The following is a 20,728-nucleotide window of genomic DNA, read 5'->3' on the forward strand; positions in this document are numbered from 1 at the left end:
TCGGGATTTGCATGAAATTTGTGTACGCTGCCTGTCGCACGATTCATTGGCGGCTTAGGGTCGAGATTTTCGGTCAGGTACTGTGTTCATCGGGGAAGCCACTTCGGCAATGACGAGATCAGCAGACTGGGCGTGTCCCAGGCGAACATCGTGCTCGGCATTTTGCTGGCCTACTTCTCGAACTTCGTCATCTCTGAATTCCATCTAGGAGCCGATCAATGGGTCGGCAACTGCGGCGGTTCGAGGGAATCTGTTCCTCATCCTGCTGTTCGGAAATCCGCGCAGTACGGACGGGGCGCAATCGCGCGGCAACATGCGCGAAACTGACCACGATCAGAAAAGGACGTTATCGTCGAGGTCTCGTGGCACGAGGTCGGCGGCCAGACAGGCTGCAACCGCAAGACTCACGTAAGATGAGCTCGGTCGACAGTACAACCGATGCGCGTTTTTCCGACGCTTGCCCATTGAGCCGATTAAACAGCAGCCTGGCGGCCTCATAACCAAATTGCGCAGCAGGTTGGCGGACAGCGGATATGGTAGGTGAGAGCATATCCGCTAAATCGAAATCATCGAAGGAGAGTATGGGAACATCGCGGCCAGGTTCCTTCCCAAGAACTCGCAGGCCGCGTAGCGTAAGCATCGTGCAAACCCAGTTCATCGGAATAATTGCGTCCGCTTTATGCTTTTTGAAGACGGAATCGGAGAGCCATTCGCTGGTCAGCGCCGTTTCATGCTCAACCGTACACATCCGCGGTTCTAGTGAAGCGACGCTGATAGCATCGCGATAACCAGCCAAACGTTCGGAGCATGTGTATAAATGCGGACGAGCCCCAATCGCAACGATTCGTTGAAAACCATGACCCAACAGATGTTGAGTCGCTTCTTTAGCGCTGCGGCGATTAGGGATGGTTACGACGTCGAAACGGGAGTGCTTGACAGGCTGGTCGAAAGTTACAACTTTCAGCTCAGGGGGAATGACATCACTGAAATTGTCAGTCCGGCCGTCGGCGGGAGCAATGATCAGACCATCGATCTGTCGGCCAACAAGGCTTTCGATCTCGGAACGCTCGACATCAGGATAGCCGCCCGAGCTTGCCAGGATAACCACATGCCCGTTGGCCCTGGAGACCTCTTGGACAGCCTTGACGGCGCTGGCAGTAAACGGATCAGACAAATTTGCGACAATCATTCCGATGGCTGCGGATTTGCGTGCTTTCAAGCCCCGGGCCAACTCATTGGGACGGTAGCCAAGACGAGTCATGGCCTCACGAACCTTGCTTGTTTTGTCCTCTTTGACGGAAGCCGCTCCATTGAGCACGCGCGAAGCGGTCTTTAGAGAAACACCTGCCTCTCGGGCAACATCAACGAGGGTAGGGGCATTTCGATTCTGCGTTGTGGTCATAAACGTTGGGTAAATATAAGCCTATCCTAGATGACCGGACCACTGGTATTAGAGTATCTTCCTGGATCGTATTTGATCCGCGGCTTCCCGCTGTTCCACTACAGGTTTTTGTCGAGTTTTGAAGACCCGCGACCCTCCGACCGTTCGCCAAACGACCTTCATGGATGGTCTCGAAGTCAACAAGCGTAGCTCTCGAACATCCCGACCGAGCTTGAGGAAAATGTCGTCGCCACCCTAAACAGATAGCCGGAATGGCTTCATCCTTTCCCCATTTCTCATTCAGTTGAACGCGTTCTTAGCTGACAGCTCCGCTGCGCTCACCAAGACATCTAAAGCTGAGCTTTGGCTGCTTGCATCGGGGGTGCCCGACGTTGCGGACCAGACTTCACCGAGGTGGTAATCCGGTGAACGCACCTGATTCCAAATGCTGTCAGCATTTGTTCTCGCGAAACGGTCATAAGCTAGTTTTGGATCCTCTTCATTGAGAGCTCGCAGATTTCGCGCGAACGCACCTTTGAACTGAGTGCCATCGCCGCCGCATTTCGGTTCGCAGACGTCGTGAAGGACACCCTGCTGGTCAGTAAGGGCCGACAACGCGGCTCGGGCGATCTTGTGGGCTTCAGACAGAAGGGCTGCATCACCCGACACAGCGTGCAAAGCGATGAGGCCACCCAAGATCACACCTTGGTTGTAGGTCCATATGGTGCGCTGATTGTTCTTACATGATTCGGTGAGTCCGTCATTTACGAGTTGTTCAGGGTTGATCATGCCCGAACCGACAAACCATTGCCACTCTCGGTTGGCCCAGGCCGAGTAGTTCGTCCGTTGCTTGGGATCTGTGGTGAGGACAGCCAGCCGTGCCGCGACCGAGAGAAACAACTCGTTTGCGATAGCGTTCTTGTACTTTCGATCTTTGCTCCACCAGATCCCACCGGAGCATGTTTGAACCCAGCCGTAGGTCATGTCCGCAAAGATCGAAGCTGCGGTAGCGAGGTAGCGCTCATCATGGGTGAGGTCGTACACATCAATCCAGGCGAGTGCCCACCAACCTTCGTCGTCGTAATACTTGTTGATAAATCCCGGGCGAGGTTTTCTGCGCGGTTGAGAGTGTGTTCGAGAAGACGAAATTGCATTCGCTTGATTTGGCAACGCGTGCATAGTCGGCAAGAACGGTGATAGCGTTTGCGGAATTCCACCAGCCTGTCGTTTTGTATAGGCCCGAGTCAAGATTATACCAGCTTTGAAGAGTACTTATCGCAAGAGATGCCCGTTCTTCGTAGGACGGGGTCTGTGCCGAGAGGACGCCGCTCGACATCACGCACAGAAGGAGAAGCGGAGCGGCAAGCCAAATGAACGGGCGACGTCTCGATTCTGGAATGTAAGTCAACATGCGTTAACCTCTTGAGTGTTCTAAATATGTCTTGATCGAATTCAAAGATTATTACGAATAGAGCAGCCCTTGCGACTCACTCGATTCCCAACTGGAGCTGCAACTGTTCGAGCGACACCCACTTGGTTTCGGGATAAGCAAAGAGCACCACAACGAACTGCAACACCATCATCGAGGCGAAGAACACAAACGGGTATGCACCCGACGACTTGGCGAGCAAGGGAAAGGAATAAGCGATGACAGCATTCATAATCCAATGGGAGCTGCTTCCTAAGCTCTGCCCTTTGGATCGCACTTTAGTAGGAAACACTTCGTTGATATATACCCAGATGACTGCACCCTGCGAAACGGCGAAAAAGGCGATGTAAGCCATCAACAACCACACCAGTAATGCCTGATGGGAGTTCACAAAGAATACGTATGCCACACCAGCCAAACAAACCGCAGTACCTACCGACCCGAAGAGAAGCAGTCTCTTTCTCCCTAACTTGTCGATCACCGTTATGGCCAGAAGGGTTGCGACCAGGTTCGTAGCACCGATCGCCACCGCCTGCAGATCCCCGGACACTCGGCCGAAACCCGCCGCGGCGAAGATGTCGTTGAGGTAATATAGGATCGCATTGATCCCCGACAATTGATTGAACATGCCGATCGTGGTGGCGAGAAAGATCGGCTTGCGATACTTCCAGGAGAAGAGCGGCTCAGATCGATGTGCGCGCTCCGTATGGATGGAATCGACAATCTCTTTTAGTTCCGCCCAGGAATTGGGCGAGCCCATAAGCTCCAGCACTTGCCTAGCTTCGTCGATTCGGTCCTGTGTAACAAGCCATCGGGAGCTGCGAGGGATACCGAAGAGCATGATGAGGAAGAGTTCTGCCGGAAGGGAAGCAATTCCGAGCTGCCAGCGCCATTCCGTCGCGCCCAAGTGGAATTGAGCTATCGCGAAGTTTGAGAAGTAAGCGAACAGAATGCCGATCACGATATTGACCTGAAACATGCCGACCATGCGGCCGCGCCACCGAGCGGGAGCAAGTTCTGCGATATACACGGGCCCGAGTACGGAGGACCCTCCGATGCCAAGGCCGCCAACGAGTCGCGCGGCCAACAACGCGTGCCAGCTCCAGGCGAGTCCCGATCCTAATGCGGAAACGACATATAGCACGGCCATCGCGCGCAGCGTGTCACGACCGCCGAACTTTTGCCCGATGGCACCGGCCGACATGGCTCCGATCACGGTGCCGATGAGCGCGATCGCGACCGTCAAACCCAGCTGCCAAGGTACCAAAGCGTAGACTCGGGTCAATTGGTGGGTCGTGCCCGCAATCACCGCCGTATCGAAGCCGAAGAGCAGTCCTCCCAGTGCGCCTACCGCTGTACCCTTGAATAGGTATCGATTCATCTTCAATGTGGCCCTGTGCTCCATCTACATCTTCATAAACGGCAATGGGTAGACACTTAGTGCGCCAGCCCCGGTCGAAGTTGAGCTGGGCCGACTTCCATCGAACTCTCAATCGGTGCGATCAGTGCGACTTGGCGTCAGCTGCAACTGCAGGGAGAACGTCATAGAGTGGTCGTACCGGCGTGACGGCCGGGCTTTCATCCGCTAGCGAGATTGCCAGGATGCGAACGCTTGGATTGATGGGCAGCTTGATGGTCTTTGCACCGGAAGGAAGGTCGAGGACATACGCGAACAAATAGGAGTAAGCATAGGCCACGTTCTTTCCGGCGGCGTCTTGGTGATGGTCGCAGTACCAGGCGAGGTCGGCCCGTTTGATAAAGCCGGGTTTCAGACCGACCATCTCTCCATACCTGTCATGGGAGACATCAGGCGGGTTCCATTGTCTGTCGTCCCATTGTCCAATGAACCCGCCCCAATCCTCGATGTTCAGTTCCGCCTTCTCAGCACCAACGTCAAAGACCACTTTCTGATCACCGTCAGCCGATGCCGCAAGCAGGTAGATGCGGTTAAAGTGTCCCGCAGGAAGACTGATGGTTTGTCCCTTGGTCGTCACCGCATTCGGTGTATTGCTCTTGGCCGGAGCCAGTTGGAAATTGACATCGTTGAATCGGATCTGGGCCGGTAGCATCCCTGCCGGATATGCATTGCCAATCAAAGCCGGTCTTGGAGGGATCGCCGTCATTGCTCGCGGTCGCGAGGTCATAGGGCAGGGTTACCGGTGTAGATTCCATGCCCTTGACACTGGAGGCGAGCGAGCCCAGATGGAGAGCGAAGGTCCGCGGCTGATAACCTCCGAAGGAAGTCATAAGTGCGCCGTCGCTTACGGTTGCCGGCCCGACCGGTTGCTCCTGTCCATTTACCTCGCGAGCATTCTTGACTGGCGCGGCGAAAGTCACCCTTACATCGGCTGGGGCTTACCATCAAGCTCAACCATGCGCACAATTACTTCATCACTCAGTTCAGCTTTCTTAACTGCTAGAACCCGTATTCGCGGATTGCTTACCTTTAGCAAGGAAAACTCCTTGCCCAATGCACCTTCGCGCTTCGGTGTTCTGAATACCAGCAGCGGGGCGTTCAGCCGCTGCGCCTGCCAGTCGGTTTGTGCAGTGCGCCAGTCGGCTGAGTGCCCGGCAATTCCATAGATGAACTCATGGTGTCCGATATCTTGTGTGGCCTGATCCGGATAGCCCCCGGCAACTCCTGGAGTTCGAATTAGTGTAAGGCGGAGCGTGTTGTCGACTGGCTTGTCTGATCCAGTTTTGTTGTCAGTCAGGATCGTTGCTCCATACGTGCCACTCATATCGGTGAGATCGATCCACTGGTGCGATGGTACTTCAAATTTCTTGGGCTGAGCCGTCGGGCGCTCGATGGTGCCGATGTCCCAGTTGTACGTCGCCATCACGTTTGACGCGGCGAGCGGAAAAGTCGCCTTGAGATTCGACTCCCGGGTCTTCCAGTCGATGACATTACCGAATTCAACCCGCCTTCCGCCATCGCCCGCGGAAAGACTGATCGTCTGCACGAAGCGTGAGCCTGCGGTTTCCCGTATAACCTCGAGAGCTACGCGCGCGGACCCATCTTCGACGACCCGAACCTGCGCCGGACCGGAAACAAATTCTTTCGGGGCGGCCTGCTCCTGTTCCCAGCCCATGTTCCAGGCCGGCCATTGGGCCGGATTGTCATAAGAGATGGCTAGCCGGGCTGGGGCCGCAAGCAACTCCTTGCCGACTTCCTTGTCGAACATACTTACAACATCGCCGTCACCGTTGAGCTGAAGGCGATAATAGTCGTTCTCCAACTTGTTTTGCGAAACGCTCAGAGTGGATGAGGAGATGACCGGCGTATTGACGGACTGAACATCGTAGACGGCATATCCCACAGACGGCATGCTGGCCAAGAAGATTACCTTACCCTCGGAGATCTGGGCCGGAACATTTTTGCCATCAGGAGCGGTCACGACGACTGCCTTTGGCGTCCCGTTCGGAAAGCTGACTGAGGCTTCGACGACGTCCTCACGGGGAATGTTGAGAGGATTGAAGACAACCAGCGGCACCCCTTTGGCGGTGGTATTCAGATTCGCCGCGACCCCTTCGACAGCGCTATTAAACACGCCGGCAAACTGGTTCAGCGCGATCACGTCGTCGTTCCATGCGAACTCATACGCGCGTGGCGTCGCGGTTCCGGCCGCCAGATCATGAAAGTGTGCACCCATCGCTAGCGTCCAGGCGCCATTGAGCCGCTCCAGCGGATACGGTCTCGCGCCTAGCAATTGAGCGGCAATGGAAGTCTTCTCCGCTGCATCCGCCAGTAGCTCCTCATGCCGGATCCAGCGCTTGTGATAGGCCTGCGACGTCAAAGATCCAGCTGAGTGGTTCGTGAGTTCCATCTCGCCGGTGTAGCGCGGCAGGCCGGCCGCCTCCTTCGGCGTGATGTTAAGGAACATCTGGTCCGCCGTGGCCGAGATTACGTGCACTGGACCATCACCCACCTTCACCATGGAGGTCTCGGCTTGATCATTGCCGTGCATTGCGGGCTGTTCCGGCGGCGGAAGCGCTACGGTGCTCTTGGTGACAATAGCCTCCAACGCCTTGACCGACGGCTCGCGCGGCGATCCGCCTATATCGCCCGTGCCGTAATAATGGTAGTCGGTGAAAACCCCACTTACTTCTCCATTGAGCTCGACACGCGCAGCCCAGTCGTTCTGGAACTTCTGCAGGTCGCGGTTTGCCTGAGACTCGACAAGAGCGGCTCGCGTCTGATGCAGGCTGTTGAGCTCCTGCATTTCCTTCTGGTCTGGCGGCTGACCATTCTTCCTAGCCTGTTGGAGTTTCTCCTGCAGTTCGCCGATCCTCTTCTCCGCGTCCGCCAGAGCCTGATTTGGCGGCGGTGGAGGGAGCGGTTCGCTGAGATCGGTAGTGATGTTACCGCCATAGCCGCCCGGATTTACACCGGCGAGCACGCTTTCCCGTCCGGTCCGACCCACACCCCCACATTAAACGGTGTACCCTCCGGCGTCCGCTCTAATGACTGAACGCCGCCGACATCGACCGACGATCCCCACGTCAGCTTCTGCGTCGAAAAGCCCTTGACGCCAGAATGGGCCAAAATAGTTGGTAACGATGACGGGAATCCGAAACAGTCCGGCAACATGTATTCAGCGCCAGCTTTGCCGAACTCGCCACGAAACCAATTGTTTCCGTAGAGAATCTGCCGAATGATCGCTTCAGCGCTGGGCGTGTTTACGTCGCCCTCCTCCATCGAAGATCCCGCCGGGAACCACCGCCCCTCATTGACATATGTCTTTACTTTCGCAAAATCGGCGGGAAAATACTCCTTCATGAAACGGTAACGATTGGCCCCGCTGAAATTAAACGTGTAATGGGGATACTTTTCGAACAGCGCAAAGTTATCTTCCATAGTTTCAGGAAGATACTCGTCGATGACTTGCGGGTATTCCCAGCGCCATTCCGTGTCCAGATGGGCGTAACCAACCACATAGAGAGTAGGTTGAGTGCTCAAATCAGGTCTCTCAGCAGACTGGGCGATTGCGCCACATGGCGACACCAGAGTGAGAAGCAGGATGCCAACCAGAGAGGTCCACAGGTGTCGCATTAATTCTCCCAAAAAAGACGGTCGAGGATAGTCGGATCTAGGCAAAGTACAAGTAGATTCCAGGCGGTGGGCAAGGAAGCAGCGTTGTCGTTGAGTATTGAATAATTAGGGCATTTGATGCGAAAGTACAAAGAGTGTTCGTTTCAAACCGATTTACCTGCGCTTAAAGCAGAATTGTTTACGGATTTGACAGCGTTGTCAACTACGCTGCTACTGCGTGTGAAATTGACCTAATTGCTTTGGTGTTTGGCGACTGCGTATCGTCCGCTTTGCGAAACCAACGTCGCTCCACCTGAATGCTAAACGTCGCGAGACTGCAAAAGTTCAAGAGACAGGCATGAGTTCCGTCCGTAATGAGTTGAAGTCGGAACGGAGCATTCTTTGAGGAACGAAAGCATGAGCCTAAAGAGCCGTGATGACAACGAAAAGCTCGCGCAAGCAAGGATCCTAACAAGACGCAGGTTTGGGTCTCATATGGGCAGGCTCATAGCCGGCGCGGGTCTGATCTCTGTCGCCCCGAGATCAGTATTTCCGCGGTCGACGGCATGGATTCCGTCGAAGCGGCCGCTCCCCGCAGACCGCAAGTTTCGGAGTAGCACTGTTGAAGCCTACATCCTTTCGACGGTCGCCAAAATTCAAGATCCTGTTTTGGCTGCTATGTTTACAAATTGTTTCCCTAACACACTCGACACCACCGTCGAGCCAGGTAGATTTGGAGGCAAGCCAGACACTGCAGTGATCACCGGAGACATTCCCGCAATGTGGTTACGAGACTCTTCGGCCCAGGTATGGCCTTATCTTCCTCTGGCCGCCGAAGATACCGCCCTTCGTGAGCTTCTCGAAGGAGTTGTTCGCAGACAGACTCGCTGCTTATTGATCGATACCTATGCAAATTGCTTTATGGCAGACCTTAACGCACCGCCTCTGGCGTGGAGCCGAACCGATAAAACCGAAATGAAACAAGGAGTGGGAGAGCGCAAATACGAGTTGGACTCCCTATGCTACCCGATTCGGCTCTCCTACGGGTACTGGAAGAGTACAGGGGATGCCCGCCCATTCGACGCAGCTTGGAAACTCGCAATGAAGAGTGTGCTTACTACCATGTATGCTCAACAGCGAAAACATGGGCCGGGACCATATTCCTTTCAACGCGACGCGGTCAACCCTACAGACACGCTTGTTAACGGCATCGGGAACCCTGTTTATCCCGTAGGCCTTATTGCTTCTTGTTTCCGGCCGTCCGACGATGCATGCATTTTCCCGTTTTTGGTCCCATCCAATTTATTCGCCGTCACTTCTCTCCGGCAGCTCGCCATGATGTCTAACTCCATTTTGGCCGACGCGGCCATGGCCAATCAAGCCTCCTCTCTAGCCGACGAAGTCCAAGCCGCCCTGTTGCAGCACGCTATCGCCTCCACAGATCTGGGATCTATTTGGTGCTACGAGATCGATGGCTTCGGGGGGTGCACTCTTATGGATGACGCCAATGTTCCAAGTTTGCTCAGTTTGCCTTATCTTGAGATTTCCCCGGATGCGGCACTTTATAGACGCACACGGGAGTTTGTCTGGAGCGCCAGAAACCCGTGGTTCTTTCGTGGAAGGGCAGGCGAGGGGATTGGCGGCCCGCACATCGGCCGCGACAGCATATGGCCGATGTCACAGATCATCTACGCTTTGACTAGCAGTTCGAGCAATGAAATTGCCCACTCAATTCAAATGTTGAAGCTGTCCGCCGCCGGTACCGGGTTCATCCATGAATCCTACAACCGGAACGACTCAGCTGTTTTTACAAGGTCATGGTTTGCCTGGGCGAATACACTGTTCGGAGAATTGATAGGAAGAACTGCGAAGTTTCGGCCGGAACTACTGGCATGACCGCTACTCTGCACTCCATGACTCGAGGAAGTTTGAAGTGAATAAAAAACCAGGTTTAGCGAGTTGCCCTTTCGGCGTTAATAAGGCTGGTTCCCGCTTAAGCACAAATCGGGTAGTTTGAACTTCCGAAAGTACAGTCGGAGTTGAAATGTCCGCATATCATTGAGCGATCGAGTTTAAAAGGGGGAATGCGGGTGATCCCAAAGTCTTCTTCCGCCGCGGCGCAAACCACACATTTACAATCTTGCTGGACGATCATGTCCTTGCTCGCTGATGGCGCAGACACAACTCGCATCATTTAATTGATCGGCGCCATGCGCCGATACGAAGGCAGGCACGGGATCGAGGACGGTCACGCTTGTCATTGATGATTGCGCAATCAAACTCAAGACGGACATTACTACTGGCTCGCGTTCTACGTTAAAAAGGCAATGACGCGGGACGGGTGATGACTAGACGTATGATTGTTGATTGTGAAGAACCTAGGAAAGCATCATGATGGCTTAAAGTTCGGGAAACGGCCGACCCTTGAAGATGTCGCGAGGGTTGCTAAGGTGGCGCCAATGACCGTCTCCCGCGTCATCACCAATCATCCCTATGTCTCGCAGAACACAGCCGAAAGAGTTCGGGCCGCGATTCTTCAATTGAATTATCAGCCGAATCGCGCAGCTCGCGTCCTAAACGGTCAACTCACTCGTTCAATTGCCTTGATTGTTCCGGATGTCGCTGACAGGTTTTTCTCTGCCATCAGCCACGCCGTTCAGGAGACAGCGCGCGCCAACGGCTATGTTGTGTTGCTTGCAGCGTCGAACAACGATCCCGAGAATGAAGCTGCTTTGATCGAGCAGATGACATATCATCCTGTCGATGGAATTCTTCTCGTTCCAGCCGACAGCAAACGCAAGCATCTCACCGTGACAGCCTCGAGTGGTATTCCTCTGGTTGCGATTGACAGGCGCATCGAAGTGGCTAAGGCCGACTCCGTTGAGGTAAATAATAGGCGCGGCGCTCGGGCCGGGGTCGAACACCTGGTACATCATGGCTGTAAAAGAATCGTGTGCGTTGCTCAAAACTCTCAGTTACCTACTATTAGAGAACGCATTGCTGGTTATCAGGAATGTTTGCGACGCGCAAAGCTGCCTCCAGCGAAAACGCTGCACGTGACCGATGAAGCTGAAGCGAAGGACGTTCTGATCACGCTACTTTTGTCGCGCCGAAGACCGGACGCCCTGTTCACAACCAACAACTCCGCTACGATCTGCACGATCGATATTCTGGATCGAACCGACATGAAAATCGGCCGGGACGTTGCCCTCGTGGGCTTTGACGACGTCGAATTCTACACTCTCTTGCATCCCTCGATCACCGCCATCCGTCAACCGACTGCTGAACTTGGCGAAACGTCTGCCCGGTTGTTATTACAGCGAATCCATGGCGATCCTCTACCGCCGCAAGTTCACTCGATCCTTCCTGTGGATCTGATAATCCGAGAATCTTGCGGATGCGAAAGGCGGGACCCCCTCCCCAATCACACATAGCCACGCGAACTCTGTTCCCTTAGAAGTAAAGTTTGTCGGCGCGAAGATCGCCGAGCAGCAAATTCAGTAAATCGGTTTTCACCTCGGTGGGTATCAAAACAAGGCCGTGCAGTTGCGACCGTTGCGATGCCTACTCAGCGCGCGGAACCTCCCTGTATTGACTCCTTCTATAAATGTGGCTTGACAGGGACCAACTTCCAGGAGTACCTGAGATTGCGGATCATAAAGTGCTGCGCGATGATGTTCTGATTCGGTTTGAAGGTTCTCATTGGAAGCACTATCGATCTAGCTCGACGGACAAATGCGTGCTGAACAAATGCTGTAGCAGAATTCTCCAGACAAAAAGACAACGCTGTCATCTCTTCCTGTCCTGATACGCAGCTGCTTATCAAATAGGGGTGGCCAACGTATTGACAACGACGTCGTGCTTACTTTAATCTTGCGCCGTTAATCAATGACAGCGTTGTCATAAGCGCAAAAGATAGTGTTGTGCATAAATTTAGGAGGCAACAGATGCAGATCAGCATGACAAGATTGCGGGTTATTATGCTCGTAATCGCCCTTGGCCTAGTCAACTCCGCGTCCTTGATCTTCGCGCAAGGTACGAACGGAAGCTTAACTGGACAGGTTACCGATCCTGCCGGGGCGGCCGTTTCGGGGGTATCCGTTACGCTCACCAACGTTGACACCAGCTATCCGCAGGTCGGGACAACGGACAGCAGCGGCGTTTACTTCTTCAAGCTCGTGCCGCCCGGCAATTACGCGCTGAGGATTGCTGCCACGGGATTCGCACAGTATATGCAGACCGGCATCGTCATCCAGGCCAATGCGAACGCAACGCAGAATGTGCAGTTGAAGGTGGGGAGCACCGGCGCGATGGTAAGCGTGGATGCCGACGCCGAGTTGATCAACACCACTACATCGGAACTCGGTATAACGATCAACCAGCAGTCGGTAACTGAGTTACCGCTGAACGGGCGCGATCCCTCAACATTGGCGCTATTAGCGCCAGGTATCGTTGATGCCGGCAAGGCGGGCGTTTATTCGAGCCAGAACGGGGTCTCGTTTCCCAATGAATCTGCGGCATCGACCAATGGCGGGCGCAATGGCAGCACCTACTACATGCTTGACGGCGTCTCCAACATGGACACTTATCTGGGCTCCAATTCGCCTACGCCCAATCCCGACGCCATTCAGGAATTCCGGCTGATCTCCAACAACTTCAGCTCCGTTTATGGTTTCTCGACCGGGGGTGTAGTTTCGATCGCCACCAGAAGCGGCACCAACGACTGGCATGGCGGCCTCTTCGAATTTCTGCGTAATCAGGGTTTCAACGCCAGAAACTGGAGTAATCATCAACTCGATCCGCTCAAGCAAAACCAGTTCGGCGGCTATGTTGGCGGACCCGTCCTTAAGAATAAGCTTTTCTTTTTCTTCAACTACCAAGGAACCCGGGCTAATTTCGGAGCCGGCGCGTCAAATAACCAGACTACAACCCCCACAGTGCAGATGCTGAATGGGGATTTCAGCGGATTGGTCGATTACGCAGTGGCGAACAATAGCAGTTGCGGTCCCGGTTATGCGGGCCCGCGGACACTCAGCTGCGGCTGGTTGAATGGGCCGTTTCAGTTCGCCAATGGAAAGCCTAACCAACTCATTGGTTCGCTTGATCCAGTGGCTGTGGCGTTTACGAACGACGGTCTGCCGGGGCACACGAGTCCTGCAATGGGGACTGCACCTCCTTCGGGTCCTGTTCAGAACTTAGCCGGGCAGATGTTTTATTCCTCAGCCGGGGTCAAGAACAACCTGAACCAGTACACGGCCAGGGGTGACTACGATCTCTCGAAAAGTCAGCGCCTCACGGTGCGGTCGTTTATAGACAGATTCGTTCAGCCCTCGAGCGTAACACCAGGCAATGTTCTCTCCGTGTTGAACTTGACCAATTGGTCCGAGACTTACGGTGAGCATATGTGGTACTTCAATGAGATCGCGCAGCACACCTGGACAGTCAACCCGTCTACCGTCAATACCATAACGGTTCTGTGGACCCAGCAGAGCGCCCATAATGGCGCGCAGGTAACGGATCATAGCGGCAAGCCACTATGTTGGTCGGAATTCATCAAAATTAATGAACCCTCTTGCTACATGGAGGGCGCAGTTTTCGGCGGTGCCAACGGCGGATGGACGAACCCCGGCGACGAGGTCCGCACCACGGTAGGCTTCACCGACACGCTGATCAAGACGGTCGGACGACACAACATCTCTGTGGGTATGGAGTTAAAGCACCAGCGAGCGGTTGAAGATGCTCAAAGCTACCCGGCCAACCCGATCATCGGATTCGGCGGCGGCTACACGGGCAATGGCGAAGCAGACTGGCTGTTGGGTTACATGAGCAGCTTCGAACAGGGCGCAGGCGAACTGGCCGACATCCAGGGATGGCAAATCGAGCCCTACGTAAACGACGAATTTCGCGTGAAGCCTGGTCTTACCCTAACGCTCGGCTTGCGCTGGGCTCCCGACATCGCGCCAGTTTCTGTAGGCGGACGCGGGGCGGCCTTTGTGCCCGACCAGCAAAGCACTCGGTTCGCCGCGGCCCCACTGGGCCTGGTGTTTCCCGGCGACCGCGGCGTGAATAACGCGCTTCGCCCCAGCGACTACAATTTCTTTGAGCCACGCATCGGAGTGGCCTTTCAGCCAGCGTTTTTGCCGCACACCGTTCTCCATGCAGCATTCGGGCTGTTCAGCGGCCCGGTAAACTACTCCAACTACAATCATGCCGTGGATATAGCACCCTTTGCGCCCGCATTTGCGCCGGCCCCGCCGTCGAATGTGCCGATCTGCTCGTCTGGAGGAGTTACGGCGGCTTGCACTCCAAACACGGGTCAGGTAATTTCGGGCTACAATAACTTTCACGATCCATGGGCGACGTCGTCATTCGGGACCAACGGCGTAAGTCCATTTCCGCCGTTCGCCACCATCGGCTACGTGCCGCCCGCTAACTCGCCGATTGCCACCCCCGTCTATTTGCAGGCTTCTTTTTCTCGAAACTTTAAAGGATCGATGACCGAGGCCTGGAATGCCTCAGTGGAGCAGCAACTCAGCAATGTGATGACCATGCGCGTGGCCTATGTGGGCAGCGAATCCTATCATCAGAGCTACGTGCAGGATAACAACTTCGCCGGCTACAGCTACTGCACGTCTTACACAAATCCCACATGCCCGCCACCGGCCTCGGCGCCCCGACCTGTTGCCCCATACGCTAGTTACACCGGCATTCTGGAGTACGACAGCAATGCCACAGCCAATTACAACTCTCTGCAATTATTTGTTGAACGCCGTATGGCCCATGGCCTTCAGGCACAGTCAAGCTTTACCTGGCAGAAGACAATGGACGTGGCCAGTTTCGCCGACCTCGCCGTCACCCAGAGTGGCTTAAACAATCCTAGAAACCTTCGCTATAGCCACGGCATCTCCAACGCAAGCATTCCCCTCAACTGGGTGTTCAACTTTATATACCGAACTCCGGATTTGCGCGGGCAAACCCTACTCTTGCGAGAAGCGCTCGGAGGCTGGCAGATCAGTCCGATTGGCACTTGGCAGTCGGGCTCGCCGTTCAGCATCGGCTCCGGTAGCAGCCAAGCTGCATATGGCGAGCCCGGCTACGGTGGCGGCTGCCTGCAGTTTTGCAGCGGCGATCGCGCCGACCGCGTCCCAGGAGTACCGCTCAATGTCCGTCGGGGCGGCCGTGCGAATTGGATTAATCAGTACTTCAACCCGGCTGCATTTGTTACTCGCCACGACGGTACATTCGGCAATAGTCAGCGAAATATTATGTACAACCCCCCGGGCTTCAACGTCGATGCAGCGCTGTCGAAGAACTGGTCCATCCAGGAACGATATCAACTGCAATTCCGCTTCGAGTTTTTCAACGCCTTTAACCATCCAATCATGGGCGGTCCGGACACCTCTCCGACTGACTCCACGTATACCCAAGTCAACAGCGGCCAAGGCTCGGTGGTAAACGTATCGCGTGTTGGCCAAGCTGGTCTCAAATTCAGCTTCTAACCTTTACCTATACCCGGGCGGTGATCTGATCGCCCGGGTATGACTTTCCTGATTAAAAGAGTCCACGGTCACAGTTAGCGCGTGAACTCTGGAGGTTCAACCGTTGGCCGATTCAACACCGCGGCGATTTCGCTTGTACCCGCACTTGGTTGTTGCGGGCCCAAGTATTCTAGCCATGCTCGTCGTCTTCTCGATTCTTGCACCCCCACGCAACAAAGTCTTCGGCCGTGCACATGCAGACGATCCCAAAGCCGTGCTTTGGCCGCTGTCCATTGACTATCCTCTCGATGGTTCCATTTTTCCTCCGGGAATTACGCCGCCAACGTTTATTTGGCGCGATGCCTCAGCCAACTCGTGGCAAATCGAGTTTGTATTTGCTGATAACTCGGCTCCAGTTCAAGTTGAAACATCAGGACAAAGAATGCAGATCGGGCCTATCGATCCGGACTGCGTAAGCAGTACGAATGAGCTGCCTCAGCTGACGCCAAAGCAAGCTGCTTCCCGGACATGGTCTCCCGACGTAGCCACCTGGGCAAAAATTCAGCAGCGCTCTGCTACTCAACCTGTCATATTGACCATAACGGGATATAACTCTGCGCATCAGGCCACTTCGCAGTCGCGTATCGCTCTTTCTACTTCGCTTGATCCAGTAGGTGCGCCAATCTTCTATCGTGATGTGCCGCTGATGCCAAGCCAGGGTGCAAACGGTACTGTGCAGCCGCTTTCCCCAACATCAATTCATCTGATCAAGTGGCGTCTCAGGGATGTGCGTCAATCCGAGAGCCACACAGTCTTGAAGGATATGCCCACATGCGCTAACTGCCATTCATTCTCCGGCGATGGGAAGACCATGGGAATCGATGTGGACGGACCTGCCAATGACAAGGGTCTTTACGCGGTCGTTCCTGTCGAACGTCACATTTCCATTCAGAATAAAGATGTGGTGCAGTGGAATACAGACGGCCAAGCCGGAAAGGTCAGGGTCGGCTTCATGTCTCAGGTTTCTCCGGATGGACGCTACGTCGTGAGCACCTTCGCCGGCTCGGCACTGGACATCTCCAATACGTATTACGTCACAAATTTTAAGGACTATCGATTCCTCCAGGTCTTCTATCCAACACGAGGCATTCTAGAGTGGTACGACAGAGCTTCAGCCACACGCCAGCCGCTCCCCGGCGCAGACAATCCGCGCTACGTGCAAACTGATGGAGTCTGGAGTCCTGACGGAAAATACATCGTCTTCGCTCGGGCTGAGGCAAAGGATCCCTACCCCGAGGGCCAGCCGAAGGCGATACACGCCAACGATCCCAATGAAACCCAAATTCAATACGATCTTTATCGGGTGCCGTTCAATGATGGCCGCGGCGGGGTGGCCGAGCCCATCAGCGGCGCTTCACACAACGGGATGAGCAACAACTTTCCCAAGGTATCTCCGGATGGTCGGTGGATCGTATTCGTGCAATGCCAAAATGGGCAATTGATGCGACCGGATAGCCAGCTCTACATCGTTCCCTTCGGCGGCGGTGAGGCACGGCGTCTAGCTGCCAATACATCTCTGATGAATTCTTGGCACAGCTTTTCGCCGAACGGACGTTGGCTTGTGTTTTCCTCCAAAGCCCGATCGTTCTATACGCAAATGTATCTAACCCATATCGACGAGCAGGGGAACTCCAGTCCCGCAATTTTGATCGAAAACGCCACCGCAGCAAACCGGGCCGTGAATCTGCCTGAATTTGTAAACACATCTGGAGATGGGATTGAAGAAATCCAGGTGCCGGCGGTAAATCAATACAAGATGATTGACGAAGCTAGGCAACTGGAAGAAAAGGGAAAAGCCGACCAAGCGCTCGAGACATGGAAGAAAGCACTAGCGCTCGATCCCAGCAATGGAAGGGTTCAAAGCGGACTGGGCGCGTCGCTCTATTTTCATAGCAATGTTGAGGAGTCCTTTCAGCATCTGCGCGAAGCTATCCGCATTAACCCTCTATCGGCTCAGGACCACTTCTTGCTTGGCAAGTTCATGCTGGAACAAACTCACGCGGAGCAAGCCCTACCAGAGCTTGAGGCAGCTATCACGATCAGACCGCACTTCGAATTGTGCGAAGAGGCTCTGGGCAAAACTTTTGAGGCTTTGGGCAAAGATTCCGAAGCCCTGTCTCATTGGCGAAAAGCGCGGCTTATCGATCCGACTAGCGTTAGTGCGACGATCGGTACCGCCTGGCTCCTTGCTACCTCACCTGATGCTTCATTGCGCGACGGTGCTGAAGCCGTGCGCTTGGCTGAAAGCGCTGTAAATCTTCAGCCGGACAATGCTGAAGTGCTGGATACGCTGGCGGTTTCCTGCGCCGAAGAACGCTTGTTCTCTCGCGCCTCTTCTATAGAGACGCACGCTCTTGAACTGGCGGAAGCGCAAGCAAACAACTCCTTAACAGCGGCCATCCGTGTTCACGAAGCATTGTTTGCGAAGCAAAAGCCGTTCCATGAAGGCCGGGAATCTGTCGTCGCAGATCAAACCAGATGGAGCCCACGCTCCATGTGACCCATGAGCGGCATATTGGCTGTTCGATGGCGCATGTCATACAAAAAATCCTGAAACGAATGAATTGTGCGGTCTCGATCATGGCGAACGGGATAACTCATCAGCCGAATTCGCGAAGTGAAGTTCGCTTGCACACAGCAAAAGAAACATTGCCCGTAGTTGAGTTTGTCACGAAATTAGACCTTTATTTCCAATGAGGTATTTCATGCTTATCGGATTTACGCGCCGCGACTTTTTGAGCAGTGCGGCGAAGGCAGTGGTCGCTTCGAGGTTGCCTGTCAATGTCGATTCAGAAAGCGCTACAGAAATCATTCTGCCGCTCCGCCGAACTAACTTCGATGACAATTGGACATTCTTAAAGGGAGACGTACAAGGGGCCCACCTACCCGAGTTTAATGACGAGAACTGGAACAAGACCAATTTGCCTCACGACTGGAGCATCGAAGGTCCCTTCAGCAAAGATGCTCCAGGGGGCGCCACATGTGCTTATCTGCCGACGGGGATCGGCTGGTATCGGAAGCAATTCACACTGCCACGTGCCTCAGCCGGGCGAAAAATAGCCATTCAGTTCGATGGCGTTTACCAGCGAAGTGAGGTCTGGATCAACGGTCACTGGCTGGGAATGCGTCCTTATGGCTTCATCAGTTTCGTTTACGATCTCACGCCGTATCTGCGGGTGGGTCACCAGCCGAATGTTCTCGCTGTTCGCGTCGATAATTCTTTGCAGCCAAATGTGAGATGGTATTCCGGCTCAGGCATATACCGGCATACTTGGTTGATCAACACGACGCCCGTCCATATTGCGCACTGGGGAACCTGCGTCCGCACTCCTCAAATCGACGGCAAGAGCGCAATCGTAGAAGTCACAACCCGCGTGCAGAATGGTCTTCTGCAAGCGGCTCCATCTTCGCTTCGTACTTTCATTCAAGACAATGATGGTAAGACGATACAAGAGGCTACAACGAATGCTGAAATTGACGCAGATGGCGATTTTGTCTTTACCCAACGTATCGAGATACTGTCCCCGACACTTTGGTCGACAGATGTGCCTTATCTTTATTCCGTTGTTCAGGAGCTGGAGCACAACGGGCACGGTGTGGACACGACAACGACACCTTTCGGTGTACGCTCCATCTGTTTTGACGTTGATAAAGGATTTCTGCTGAACAATGAGCGCGTCAAGTTGAATGGAGTTTGTCTTCACGGAGACGCCGGCGCGGTGGGGACGGCCGTTCCCGAGCGGATGTGGCAACGGCGGCTTAGTCTGCTCAAAGAGATGGGATGCAATGCGATTCGCTGCAGCCATAATCCTCCGGCGCCAGAGTTTCTCGATCTATGCGACACGATGGGTTTCATGGTCATGTTTGATGCCTTTGACGAATGGCGTGTGGGTAAGTCACAAACACCGCTATATGGCTATCACAAGTATTTTGATGAATGGTCGCATCGTGATTTGAAGTGTATGATCCTGCGCGATCGCAATCACCCATCTATTGTTATCTGGACGGCTGGGAACGAGGTGCCCGACCAGGGTTCGCTGAGGGGAGTCGCAACTCTGCGCGGATTGAAGAAAATTTTGCAGACGGAAGATCCGACGCGCCCAGTCACCGTGGCTTGTGACGGGATCGCTGCCGATCCCGCCGGGGCGTTGCCAGAGTTTTTAGCCGAGCAAGATGTGGTGGGATACAACTATGTAGACCGCTGGCGTGACAGACGGGAGAAGTTCTATAGCATTGATCGGCATCAGTTTCCTGATCGACGGTTTATTGGAACGGAAAGCGTCGCGTTAAGAGGCGCGCGCGGGAACTATAGGATTGGTGCAGAAGCAGCCCTATATGTTGACAAAAGCACCAACCTGCTTGTCGAGGTCGAGCAGCTACAGAAGTTCATCCAAACATACGACTACGTGAGCGGCGATTTCATGTGGACAGGAATCGATTACTTAGGCGAGGCGTTATGGCCCGCAAAAGCTACGTCAAGCGGGGTGCTCGATACTTGCGGTTTCCGGAAGGACAGCTACTACTTCTATCAAAGCCTGTGGGCAAAGACGCCAGTGCTTCATCTTTCTCCGCATTGGAATTGGAAGGGGCATGAAGGCTTAGTCATTTCGATTATCTGCTACACCAACTGCGATACGGTTGAGCTCTTTGTGAATGGAAAGAGCTGGGGAGTAAAGGGTTATGCATTTCCAAGACCAGGGATGGAAAAACGATACGGAAATTATCCGGCGCGCGCGAAGGTATTGCAAACCACGGCAGACCTCCATTTGTCGTGGGATGTTCCGTACGAAGCCGGAACTCTGAAGGCCATAGGCGTCAAAGAGGGAAAGGTCGTCAGCACTGTAGAAGTTTCGACAACTGGAGAACCGTCACGTCTACTTCTATCCGCAGATCGGCAGACGCTTGACGCTGATCGCCGCGATGTGGTTCACGTTACAGTGGAAATTCAGGACAGTGATGGGCGCCGCGTGCCTACCGCTAATAGTGTCGTGACCTTACAGGTCCATGGAGGAGGCCGGCTTCTCGGCATGGATAACGGTGATCCAGAAAGCCATGAAGATTACAGAGCCGCGCAGCATAGGGCGTTCAATGGCCTGTGCCTTGCCCTCATCGGTCCGACGGATCGCGCGGGCGATATTGAAATTGCGGCATCTTCCCCAGGTTTAGCGCAAACAACTCTTAGGTTGACGACCCGACGCTTGAAGTCGTCGTCGACGGTCGGCTAACGATGTTTACGCCGATCTCAGAGTTCGCTAAGAGTTCAGTACGGCACTTCGCAGGGCACGGTAAGCCGTAGCGCGGTGCAAAGTCGGAGTTCGGTTGAGTGTGCAGTCAGTGGCGAGCAGAAG

General features: G+C 54.3%; 12 protein-coding genes. 6 read left to right on the plus strand and 6 right to left on the minus strand.

Going from position 1 to position 20,728, the window contains the following annotated elements:
* Positions 1 to 132 precede the first annotated feature (132 nt).
* A complete protein-coding gene (locus ACPOL_RS12730) occupies positions 133 to 327 on the plus strand; it encodes a hypothetical protein (RefSeq protein ID WP_114207400.1) in 195 nt (64 codons plus the stop codon).
* A gap of 19 nt (positions 328 to 346) precedes the next feature.
* Here the strand turns inward: ACPOL_RS12730 and ACPOL_RS12735 are convergent, their stop codons facing one another.
* The 6 genes from ACPOL_RS12735 to ACPOL_RS35735 form a co-directional block, all read right to left on the minus strand.
* Complete coding sequence (locus ACPOL_RS12735; protein ID WP_114207401.1) at positions 347 to 1,402, minus strand: LacI family DNA-binding transcriptional regulator; 1,056 nt, start codon at positions 1,400 to 1,402, stop codon at positions 347 to 349.
* A gap of 279 nt (positions 1,403 to 1,681) precedes the next feature.
* The gene (locus ACPOL_RS12740) at positions 1,682 to 2,560 is read right to left on the minus strand and encodes a glycoside hydrolase family 76 protein (protein ID WP_114207402.1); all 879 of its coding nucleotides are present in this window, start codon (positions 2,558 to 2,560) and stop codon (positions 1,682 to 1,684) included.
* A 308-nt stretch (positions 2,561 to 2,868) separates the two neighbouring features.
* A complete protein-coding gene (locus ACPOL_RS12745; RefSeq protein WP_114210805.1) occupies positions 2,869 to 4,197 on the minus strand; it encodes a sugar porter family MFS transporter in 1,329 nt (442 codons plus the stop codon).
* 115 nt (positions 4,198 to 4,312) lie between these two features.
* A complete protein-coding gene (locus tag ACPOL_RS35725) occupies positions 4,313 to 4,933 on the minus strand; it encodes a hypothetical protein (protein WP_150132986.1) in 621 nt (206 codons plus the stop codon).
* Between the two features lie 216 nt (positions 4,934 to 5,149).
* On the minus strand, positions 5,150 to 7,210 hold the full coding sequence (locus ACPOL_RS35730) for a glycoside hydrolase family 38 C-terminal domain-containing protein (protein WP_338026791.1): 2,061 nt from the start codon (positions 7,208 to 7,210) through the stop codon (positions 5,150 to 5,152).
* Positions 7,195 to 7,863: a glycoside hydrolase family 38 N-terminal domain-containing protein gene (locus ACPOL_RS35735; protein ID WP_338026792.1), complete on the minus strand. Its 669-nt coding sequence runs from the start codon at positions 7,861 to 7,863 to the stop codon at positions 7,195 to 7,197. The genes ACPOL_RS35730 and ACPOL_RS35735 overlap by 16 nt, the downstream gene beginning before the upstream one ends.
* A gap of 396 nt (positions 7,864 to 8,259) precedes the next feature.
* Between ACPOL_RS35735 and ACPOL_RS12760 the strand changes: the two genes are divergently transcribed.
* The 5 genes from ACPOL_RS12760 (at position 8,260) to ACPOL_RS12780 (ending at position 20,605) form a co-directional block, all read left to right on the plus strand.
* Entirely contained in the window at positions 8,260 to 9,738 is a 1,479-nt protein-coding gene (locus tag ACPOL_RS12760; protein ID WP_236657442.1) for a glycoside hydrolase family 125 protein, read from the plus strand.
* A gap of 473 nt (positions 9,739 to 10,211) precedes the next feature.
* Positions 10,212 to 11,276 (plus strand): LacI family DNA-binding transcriptional regulator, encoded by a 1,065-nt coding sequence (locus ACPOL_RS12765; protein ID WP_150132987.1) that lies wholly within the window; start codon positions 10,212 to 10,214, stop codon positions 11,274 to 11,276.
* A 513-nt stretch (positions 11,277 to 11,789) separates the two neighbouring features.
* Entirely contained in the window at positions 11,790 to 15,341 is a 3,552-nt protein-coding gene (locus ACPOL_RS12770; RefSeq protein ID WP_114207405.1) for a TonB-dependent receptor, read from the plus strand.
* A 103-nt stretch (positions 15,342 to 15,444) separates the two neighbouring features.
* Complete coding sequence (locus ACPOL_RS12775; protein ID WP_114207406.1) at positions 15,445 to 17,880, plus strand: PD40 domain-containing protein; 2,436 nt, start codon at positions 15,445 to 15,447, stop codon at positions 17,878 to 17,880.
* A gap of 205 nt (positions 17,881 to 18,085) precedes the next feature.
* Entirely contained in the window at positions 18,086 to 20,605 is a 2,520-nt protein-coding gene (locus tag ACPOL_RS12780; protein ID WP_161557324.1) for a glycoside hydrolase family 2 TIM barrel-domain containing protein, read from the plus strand.
* Positions 20,606 to 20,728: the final 123 nt, after the last annotated feature.

Source organism: Acidisarcina polymorpha (assembly GCF_003330725.1).
Lineage (GTDB): Bacteria > Acidobacteriota > Terriglobia > Terriglobales > Acidobacteriaceae > Acidisarcina > Acidisarcina polymorpha.

Coding starts and splice junctions, on each gene's coding strand:
- ACPOL_RS35735 (WP_338026792.1), bottom strand. CDS start 7,863: ATGCGACACCTGTGGACCTCTCTGGTTGGCATCCTGCTTCTCACTCTG.
- ACPOL_RS12735 (WP_114207401.1), bottom strand. CDS start 1,402: ATGACCACAACGCAGAATCGAAATGCCCCTACCCTCGTTGATGTTGCC.
- ACPOL_RS12770 (WP_114207405.1), top strand. CDS start 11,790: ATGCAGATCAGCATGACAAGATTGCGGGTTATTATGCTCGTAATCGCC.
- ACPOL_RS12740 (WP_114207402.1), bottom strand. CDS start 2,560: ATGCACGCGTTGCCAAATCAAGCGAATGCAATTTCGTCTTCTCGAACA.
- ACPOL_RS35725 (WP_150132986.1), bottom strand. CDS start 4,933: ATGACGGCGATCCCTCCAAGACCGGCTTTGATTGGCAATGCATATCCG.
- ACPOL_RS12760 (WP_236657442.1), top strand. CDS start 8,260: ATGAGCCTAAAGAGCCGTGATGACAACGAAAAGCTCGCGCAAGCAAGG.
- ACPOL_RS12780 (WP_161557324.1), top strand. CDS start 18,086: ATGCTTATCGGATTTACGCGCCGCGACTTTTTGAGCAGTGCGGCGAAG.